This is a genomic window from Paenibacillus sp. 01L418 (assembly GCF_056400045.1).
In genome coordinates this window covers 1-8,605 of the sequence record NZ_JBFTSN010000283.1, presented here as the reverse complement: position 1 = coordinate 8,605, position 8,605 = coordinate 1, and the positions used below count along the sequence as shown (strand labels likewise).

Sequence of the window (8,605 nt, the reverse complement as noted above, 5' to 3'; positions counted from 1 at the left end):
CCCAAGCATCCTGTTTAAAGGAAGGCAGCMTTATCTCGGAGCCAGACAAGATTTCACGAATGCGAAAGGATACGATAATGCTGTGATCAACGAGATGAGCGAGCACCTCGGTCACACTCCATGACTCAGGGGCAGCCTTCCATTTCAGCTGGTGATCCGACAGCCCTTCCAATTCCTGCTCAATTTGATCATATACGTTCACAAATGCATGAATATCGACAATGGGTTCGCTCATTTAAAATCCTCCTCGTGAATAACAAAAGTAATAGCGTTATGCCCTGCTAAAACGATCAAGCTCGAATAATCTCAGATCATAGCCTGTATTCTTTTTTTGTATTTTGTCAGCCAAAATCTCGCCTACCACGCTCGCAAATTTAAAGCCATGACCGGAAAAACCGCCAGCAAGCAGCACATTATGATGCTCAGGATGAGCATCAATAATGAAATCCTCATCAGGCGTAAACTCGTATTTGCATACTGCACCCCGCAAAAGCTTGCCGGCCGCATCCGGAACAAAAGCGGCAAGCGCGCGGCGAAGATCCTCTTCATCTTCCGGATAAGCACCAAATGGAGCAATCGGCTCACCTGGCTGCCATTCCACGCCTGTATCGTGTCTGCCAATTTTAATTCCTGCGCCGCCAATGCTCGGAAAGCCGTAGTAGCCTCCCATCGCTCCTCCCCAAGTGAAACCGGGAAATACGCCTGCATCAAAAGCGGGTGAACGCGTTTCAAACCACCCAACTACTTTGCGAACTGCACGAATGGGAAGCTTAACATGCTTCGCGAGCATGCCAAACCATGCGCCGGCGGTAATAATGATTTGCTGTGCGGTATAAGCAGCTTCTTTCGTATGAACGGTGACGCTTGAAGCATTCGCCTGAATATCTGTAACGAAGCTGTTTACCAGAAGCTCCGCTCCGGCTGCTATAGCTTGCTGCTTATAAGCAGCTACACATTTTTCACTGTATAAGTAACCCGCATTCGGCTCGTACATCCCTTGGAAGGAGTCAGCTAATTGAACACCTGGAAAACGCCGATTAATTTCTTCCGCACGCAGCAGCTCCACTTGAACGCCATTCGCAATAGCATCGCCTAATCTGCCTTCATAATTGTAAAAGCTCGATTCTGCCATATTGAGCACGCCCGATCGCTCCAGCAGCTTTTCCCCCGTCGCTTTCTCGAGTGCCAGCCACCTCTCATCAGCACGAAGCGCCATCTTCACATAAGTATCGCCGCCATGATAGGCATGCCGGATTAGACGCGGCTCGCCGTGATGGCTTCCCATATTATGCGGCGGATCAAAAGCATCAATGAGCAGTACCCTTGCTCCGCGGGCTGCGAGCTCATAACCTGCGCTCATCCCCATAGAGCCTGCCCCAACGATGATCACGTCATATGATTTCGGAATGTTGTCGTCCTCCCAGCGTATTCTCGCTCGTCAGCTTGCGCAGAGCATCCACAGCAAGGGAAGCAAAAAAAGAAGCTGCAATCGGCAATGCTTTCTCATCTAAATCAAAGGCTGGATGATGCCATTCCTGTGAGCCGGCTGTGCCAAAAAACACAAACACCCCTTCGGTTTCCTTCAAATAAAACGCAAAATCCTCGCCTGCCGGAGAAGGCGTAGGCTTCACCACTGCAAGGCCAAGAGCATTCGCTGTTATCGAAGCTTGATCGGCCCATTTCTGATCATTGACAACTGCCGGCGGCCCTTCCAGCCACTTCACTTTCGCACTCGTTGCAAACGCCGATGCTACACCATTTACGACCTGATCAAAGCGCTCGCGCACTTTCGTGCGGACATGCTCTTCAAACGTACGCAGCGTACCGTCAAATACCGCTTTGTCCGAAATAATATTCCAAGCGGTTCCCGCATGAAGCCTTGTCACACTAACAACCGCACTGTCCAGCGCACTTACGCTGCGGCTTACAATCGATTGCAGCGCCGTAATCATATGCGCCGCGGTTACGATCGGATCAAGACCCGCTTCAGGTACTGCAGCATGACTGCCGCGGCCTTCCACTTCAACGACAAAGCCATCAGCTGCCGCCATGATTGGCCCGCCTGTAATTCCAATCGTTCCAACTGGGAGATCCGGCTTGTTATGCATGCCGAACACCGCGCTCACGCCTTCCAAAGCTCCGCTTGCAATAAGCTTCTGAGCGCCCTTTGCTTTTTCTTCCGCAGGCTGGAACAACAAGCGCACCGTTCCTTGCAGCTCCTGCTCCCGTTCCTTGAGCAAAAGAGCAGTTCCTATAATCGACGCCGTGTGGAAATCATGTCCGCAGGCATGCATTTTACCCGGAATTGTTGAAGCAAATGCAAGACCCGTCTCCTCCTGTATCGGCAGTGCGTCTATATCCGCGCGAACCGCGACAATCGGGCCGCCATGCAATCCACCAATCTCTGCAATGACACCGGTTTGAAGTCCATAATCAACAACTCGAATGCCCGCCTCCGTTAACCAGCCGCGTATGGAAGCCGTCGTCTCAAACTCCTCATGAGAAAGCTCAGGATGCTGATGCAGCTGCCTTCGAATGGCTATCAACTTCTCTTCTATGAATTCAGCTGAGAAATCGCTCATACCAACTCTCCTTCAAAGGCTTCCTTAAGCAGCTCGAAGGATCGTACACGCTTGGCGAAATCAGGAATAATCGTCGTAAAAATAAACTCATCCACGCCATACTGATCCCCAATTTCAAGCAGTCGTTTGCGAACCATCTCCTTGGTGCCGCGGGTAATATCCGCATCCCTTTCCTCTGCTGTAAATGTCTCTCCCGCCTGCCTAGCAAATTCCTTCGCTTGTTCCAGCGTGCCTACGTTTACAGTCTTGCCGCTTGCCAGCGTAACTCTCACATTTTTAAAATGACCTGCCAGCTCATTCGCTTCTTCTTCCGAATCGGACGCTATTACTGACAATGCTAGAATCGCTTTAGGCTCTCCGCCAAACGACCGATTAAATTTATTCCGATACGTATTTATCGCCTTTTGAGCCGTATCCGGATCGTTATTAATAAATAATGCAAAAGCATACGGATAACCCTTCTCCGCAGCCAGCTCCGCGCTTGATAAGCTTGTGCCAAGCAAGAAAATGTCAGCAGGCTGCTTCGGCAGCGGACTTGCAACAAGCCCAGCCAGCGGATGCTCTTCGCCAGTCTTATCATGGAGCAGCTGCTCCAGTTCTGTCAGCTTCTCAGCTAAAGTATCGGCTTCCGCTACGCCCTTCTGCAAAGCTTTCGTAGAACGCGGCAATCCGCCTGGCGCTCGCCCGATGCCAAGCTCAACTCTTCCTGGAGCGAGTGAAGCAAGCACATTAAAATTTTCTGCCACTTTATAAGGGCTGTAATGCTGGAGCATTACGCCGCCTGAACCAATGCGAATGGATGATGTTTGAGCCAGCAAATAAGCAATAAGCACCTCTGGCGAGGACCCCGCCATCCCGGGAGAATCATGATGCTCAGATACCCAGAAGCGCTCGAAACCAAGCGTTTCTGCCAATTGCGCCAGCCTCACGGTATTCGCCAAGGCTTCAGCAGCAGTTTGACCGGGAAAAATTATACTTTGATCCAGAATGCCAATTTTGAGTGACATATTGATTCGCTCCTCTATGTGTTAGATGGAATAGACACCCTCAGGTGTGATCCGTTTCAAAAATTGTTTGGTTCGTTCTTCTTTTGGATTAGTGAAAATATCGTTAGGCCTGCCCTCTTCAACGATCGCTCCGCCATCCATAAAGACAACATGGCTGGCAACATCCTGCGCAAAGCTCATTTCATGGGTCACGATAATCATCGTGATGCCTTCTTTTGCGATTTTGCGAATTACGCTAAGCACCTCGCCAACCAGCTCTGGATCAAGCGCCGAAGTCGGCTCATCGAACAAAATAACTTCTGGATTCAGCGCCAGCGCGCGAGCGATGCCTACACGCTGCTGTTGTCCTCCAGACAGCTCGCTCGGATAGGCATGCAGCTTATTGCCAAGACCAACCTTTTCAAGCAGCTCCTCGCTTTTTTGCCGCGCCTCTTCCTTCGGAAGCTTCTTAACGATGAGGAGACCTTCCATTACATTTTCAATTGCCGTCTTATGCTTAAATAAATTATATTGCTGGAAAACCATTGCGCTTTTTTGCCGAAGCGTATGGATTCCTTTTTTATCGGGACGCTTGCAATTAACGGTGAAATCACCAATCGAAATTTGACCGTCGTTAGGCTTCTCTAAATAATTGATGCAGCGCAGCAGCGTTGTTTTCCCGGAGCCGCTTGGCCCGAGTATCGCAACGACCTCGCCTTTTTTGACTGTAAGATCGATTCCTTTGAGCACTTCATTGCGTCCAAAGCTCTTCCTAATTTGCGTCAGCTTAATCATGAGACACCGCCTCTGTTGTACAGGTTAAAGCGCTTCTCGGCTAACGCGGTCAGTCGCTCGATGAAAAAGGTTAATCCCCAGAAAATAAGAGCTGCGGCAAGGTACGCCTCAAAAAACTTCCAGTTTGTTGAAGCAACGATTTGCGCTTTAGCATTAATGTCAACGACAGACACTGTAAAAGCCAGCGTTGATCCGTGCAGCATGCCAATTACCGAGTTCGATAAGTTAGGCAAGCTGGCAGCAAAGGCTTGGGGCAAAACAATTCTGCGCATCGCTTGCGAGGTCGTCATTCCAATGGAATACGCGGCTTCCATTTGTCCGCGGTTAACCGCAAGCAGTCCCGATCTGACAACCTCAGACATGTATGCGCCAGCCGTAATCGAGAAAGAAATATAAGCGAATCCTATCATGGGAATCGAGACCGAACGGAACGATAAGCCTAACGCCTCAGCTATACCATCTACGATAATCGGCAAACCGAAATAAATAAGCAATAAATGCGTTAGCATAGGAGTTCCGCGGATGACGGTAACATAGGAAACGGCGATAGGATAAAGGACTGGAATCTTATAAAGTCTAATGACAGCTACAGATGTCCCAATGAGGAAGCCGCAAAAAACAGAAACGAACGTAATCGCCAAAGCCGTTGGCACCGCGCTCAAAAGCTGAACAAACGCCGTCCATATGAATGCGAAATCAAGCTTCATTTTCCCTTCCTCCTCTGCCAAAGCCTATTCCGGCTGCAAACCGCCTTGATTTATCTTTTTTGATAAGAGGTTCTTTGTCTTCTGCCGCGATGCGGCGCTCATGCTTCAATAACCTGCGTTCGATCAAATGGAACAGCTTCTCAAGCCCAAAGCTCAAAATAAAGTAGATAATCGCTAGCGAAACATACGTTTCAAGGAAATGCCTGGACATAACAGCCAGTGTCTGTGATTTTCCTGTTAATTCCATAATACCTAACGAAAAGGCGAGTGATGTATCCTTCAAATTTGCAATGACAAGATTAGAGAATACCGGCAATGCAATCGAAACGGCTTGAGGTAGTACAATTCGGGTAAAAGCTTGGAAACCCGTCATTCCTACCGCATAAGCTGCTTCAACCTGCCCCCGATCCACTGCCCCGACAGCCGCGCGAATCATCTCCGCTATATAAGCTCCGCTGTGCAGCGCATAAGTAAGGATGACAAAATATAATGCCGGCACTTTAGCTACATCCAAATGAAAAAGCTTCAAAACCTCAGGCAAGCCGTAATAAAACAGAAATAGCTGAATGAGTATAGGCGTCCCTCTAAAAAAAGATAAATACACCTGCGAAAACCGTCTTAGAACCGGAATCTTATAAAGCTGGGGAAAGGCGACGATAAATCCGACGCCAACCCCAAGTACGATGGAACTCACCACAATAAGAAGAGTGACTTTCAAGGTAGGCAGCAGCTTTATTAGATACTCGAACACATAGCTGATATCAAAAGGTTCTCCCACCTTAGCCATCTCACCTTTCAATTGGGTTTATTTTTCTTGGGAAGTAAAATCATCGCCCAGCCATTCTGAGCTAAGCTTAGCCAGCGTACCGTCTGCTTTCAGTTCTTTGATTACCACATCAACTGCATCAGAAAGCTTTTGCTGCTCCGGATCGTCCTTGCGGAACATGAACAAGATGTCTGCTTCGCTCAGTGCCGGTCCTACTGCTTTAAGCTCTTTCTTCGGATCAACTAACGATAAAGTAAAGTCAGCAGCGAGGAAGGCATCCACTCGGCCTGAGGTTACTTGCGATACGTTGTCGTTTGCACCGCCATTTTGATACACAAGCTCAAGCGCGTTTCCGTTTTCCTTATTGTAATTCTCAAGAATCGTTGCCGCTGCGCTTGTTGCCGTTGTTAGCACTTTTTTACCTTTTAGATCAGCCAACGTTTGAACTGAATTATTGTCCTTGTCTACTATGATCTTGTTTCTCCAGTGCGCATAAGGCTCTTTATTAAAGAGGTACTTCTGTACGCGTTCCGGATTTTGCTCCATCTCATGTGCAATCATGTCAATTTTTTTCGTTTCCAAGCTTAACAGCAGGTTCGTAAATTCAAGCGTTTGAATGTCAAATTCATAATCTGGAAGACGTTTATCAATTTCTCTTACAAGCTCTACATCGAAACCAGTAAGCTTACCATTCTCATCTATAAAGCAAACTTTAGGGAATTGTGTTCCTGTGCCAACAACAATTTTTGTTACGGATTTGGAAGCCTCTCCGCTTCCTGTTTCCGCACTGCCGCCGGTGTTGTTTTTATTGCTTCCGCAGCCAGCAACTGTAAGGGCAAGGACGAGTGCAATCGATAAAACGAATCGTTTTTTCATTTTCTTTTTCCCCCAAATCATCAAATGTTTAAATCCTTATAATTCCTACCTGTTAAGTAAGGATTATGTTGAATTCACTTTACCACCGGACTGCCAGCTTCGTCAATCCTCTAGCTTATAGAGATCTTCTATAAGAAAATTGAATAATCCAATGATGCTTTTATCAACAAAAAACGTCCGCTGCTTCAGTAGGAGCAGCGGACGAATGTGATTAAGTGCACTATTCATATCGGCTTAACTGTAATTATGAATGTACCATACCCATCGCTTTTCGAATAATAGAGTTTTTGTATTACAGATTTATATTTGCTGATAAGCTTAGCTCCGCATCTGCTAATTGCTTGCCTATTTCGGTAATGGCATGTACAAATTCCAGATGCTCTCCATGATGCGAAATGAGGTTCGTCTGTAAAAAAATGCCTTCCGTCTCCGGGACGCGTATCGGATAAAGCTTCCCATCCTGCAGCTCCTGCTGGGCGCATAAGCCTGGAAGAAACGCGATGCCTGCTTTCTGAATGACAAGCTTTTTGGCCATCTCAGAATTATCCGTCTGAATTTGAATGTTCGGCGGCAGCTCCAAATTCTCGAATATACGATGAATGCGAAGCCAATCCAATGAGCCGCATTCAAAAAAAACGAGCGGCTGCTCAGCGATCGCCTCAACCGTCAGCTTTTCCGTTGTTAAGAACGGATGCCCATGATACACATGCAGCCGTATTGGATCTTCATAGAACTTGGTCGACTGCAGGTTAGGATGATTCACCTTGCGAACAAAGCCAATATCTACTTCCTTGCTCAGCACTTTATTCACAATCTCATCCGTGGTGCTTGTGACGATTTTATAGTGAGTGTGTGGGAATTTCTTCTTTAAGCGAGGTAATAAGTCAGGAATAATATAATTGGAGACAGACACGGTACAGCCAATTCGGAACTCGTTCGGCAAAGACTTCTTCTGATTAATATGCTGCTTGCCCTTCTGATAGATGAGCAGCAGCTGTTGGGCATAAGGGAGAAATCGTTTACCGTCTTCCGTTATTTGAATCTGTTTGCCATTTCGATCGAACAGCTTGCAGTCGAGCTCCTGCTCAAGGGACTTAATTCTTGCTGTTACAGAAGGCTGAGACAAATACAACGCGTCAGCTGCTTTATTAAAGCTTCCACAATGGATGACATAGACGAATGCTTCTATATTCTCAATGTTGATTTGACACACCTCCACTCACTTAAATCCAACTAAACCAATACGAATATATATAATTAAAGTAACAAACTAAAGAGTTCATGTCAATCGAGCAAAAAAAACGGGTTGCCCCAAAAGTAGATACCTACTTGAGGAGCAACCCTTATTCCTTACATTCGTTCCGCTCTAACGAGGGATTGTCTTGTTGTCAGCATATCCGCTATCGCCGCGGTTGCCGAATTTTTTAAATAGTTTGCGCAGATAAGGAAGGGCAAAGTAATCAATACCGAATTTACCTGCGTTCGTGCCAGCGATGAATACGATAATTCCGATCAGCAGCATCCAAGGGTTAGTCGATACCGTACCAGCAAACATAAACATGAAGTTCATTAATAATCCGAAGAATGCTGCAGCTGTCGTAAGTGCGCCAACGATAAGTCCAAGCCCTACCAAACATTCACCAACGGGAATGAGAAAGTTAATGATGCCTGCATTCGGAAGAGCAACATGTTCTAGAAATGCAGTAAACGTCGGATAAACTAACTCGTTTGTCGCTTTATCCATTACAGGGTTGYCGATAGCTCCTTTTAAAAATCCGCTGGCATCAAATCCGCCAAGCTTATGCCAACCAGCGCTCAGCCATTGCCATCCCAAGTACACCCGCAGCACAAGCATTAAGCCCGCTGCATATTTGTTTTCGCTTAGCCATTTGG

General features: G+C 47.0%; 10 protein-coding genes. All 10 read right to left on the bottom strand.

The features are described 5' to 3' along the window. The coding region (locus AC1DSE_RS24870) for a DinB family protein (protein ID WP_477528338.1) at nucleotides 1–235 on the bottom strand (235 nt) is incomplete at its 3' end. A gap of 36 nt (nucleotides 236–271) precedes the next feature. Beyond that, nucleotides 272–1,408 carry an N-methyl-L-tryptophan oxidase gene (solA, locus tag AC1DSE_RS24865; protein WP_477510711.1) on the bottom strand — a complete coding sequence of 379 codons (1,137 nt, stop codon included), beginning with the start codon at nucleotides 1,406–1,408 and terminating at the stop codon, nucleotides 272–274. Continuing rightward, nucleotides 1,392–2,582: an amidohydrolase gene (locus AC1DSE_RS24860; protein WP_477510680.1), complete on the bottom strand. Its 1,191-nt coding sequence runs from the start codon at nucleotides 2,580–2,582 to the stop codon at nucleotides 1,392–1,394. Before AC1DSE_RS24860 ends, solA begins: the two co-directional genes overlap by 17 nt. Next, a complete protein-coding gene (locus tag AC1DSE_RS24855) occupies nucleotides 2,579–3,589 on the bottom strand; it encodes an LLM class flavin-dependent oxidoreductase (protein WP_477510681.1) in 1,011 nt (336 codons plus the stop codon). Before AC1DSE_RS24855 ends, AC1DSE_RS24860 begins: the two co-directional genes overlap by 4 nt. 21 nt (nucleotides 3,590–3,610) lie before the next feature. Then, nucleotides 3,611–4,363, bottom strand: a complete 753-nt coding sequence (locus tag AC1DSE_RS24850; RefSeq protein WP_477510682.1) for an amino acid ABC transporter ATP-binding protein — start codon at nucleotides 4,361–4,363, stop codon at nucleotides 3,611–3,613. Beyond that, entirely contained in the window at nucleotides 4,360–5,070 is a 711-nt protein-coding gene (locus AC1DSE_RS24845; protein ID WP_076269077.1) for an amino acid ABC transporter permease, read from the bottom strand. The genes AC1DSE_RS24850 and AC1DSE_RS24845 overlap by 4 nt, the downstream gene beginning before the upstream one ends. Beyond that, nucleotides 5,060–5,848 (bottom strand): amino acid ABC transporter permease, encoded by a 789-nt coding sequence (locus tag AC1DSE_RS24840; RefSeq protein WP_441883762.1) that lies wholly within the window; start codon nucleotides 5,846–5,848, stop codon nucleotides 5,060–5,062. The genes AC1DSE_RS24845 and AC1DSE_RS24840 overlap by 11 nt, the downstream gene beginning before the upstream one ends. 27 nt (nucleotides 5,849–5,875) lie before the next feature. Beyond that, on the bottom strand, nucleotides 5,876–6,712 hold the full coding sequence (locus AC1DSE_RS24835) for a transporter substrate-binding domain-containing protein (RefSeq protein WP_076269079.1): 837 nt from the start codon (nucleotides 6,710–6,712) through the stop codon (nucleotides 5,876–5,878). A 292-nt stretch (nucleotides 6,713–7,004) separates the two neighbouring features. Continuing rightward, on the bottom strand, nucleotides 7,005–7,916 hold the full coding sequence (locus AC1DSE_RS24830) for a LysR family transcriptional regulator (protein ID WP_477510712.1): 912 nt from the start codon (nucleotides 7,914–7,916) through the stop codon (nucleotides 7,005–7,007). A 162-nt stretch (nucleotides 7,917–8,078) separates the two neighbouring features. Then, on the bottom strand, nucleotides 8,079–8,605 hold a 527-nt coding region (locus AC1DSE_RS24825), incomplete at its 5' end, for a DoxX family protein (RefSeq protein ID WP_477528337.1).

Excerpts from the sequence above, each read along its gene's own strand:
- AC1DSE_RS24860 (WP_477510680.1), bottom strand. The coding sequence starts at position 2,582 with ATGAGCGATTTCTCAGCTGAATTCATAGAAGAGAAGTTGATAGCCATT.
- AC1DSE_RS24855 (WP_477510681.1), bottom strand. The coding sequence starts at position 3,589 with ATGTCACTCAAAATTGGCATTCTGGATCAAAGTATAATTTTTCCCGGT.
- AC1DSE_RS24850 (WP_477510682.1), bottom strand. The coding sequence starts at position 4,363 with ATGATTAAGCTGACGCAAATTAGGAAGAGCTTTGGACGCAATGAAGTG.
- AC1DSE_RS24845 (WP_076269077.1), bottom strand. The coding sequence starts at position 5,070 with ATGAAGCTTGATTTCGCATTCATATGGACGGCGTTTGTTCAGCTTTTG.
- AC1DSE_RS24835 (WP_076269079.1), bottom strand. The coding sequence starts at position 6,712 with ATGAAAAAACGATTCGTTTTATCGATTGCACTCGTCCTTGCCCTTACA.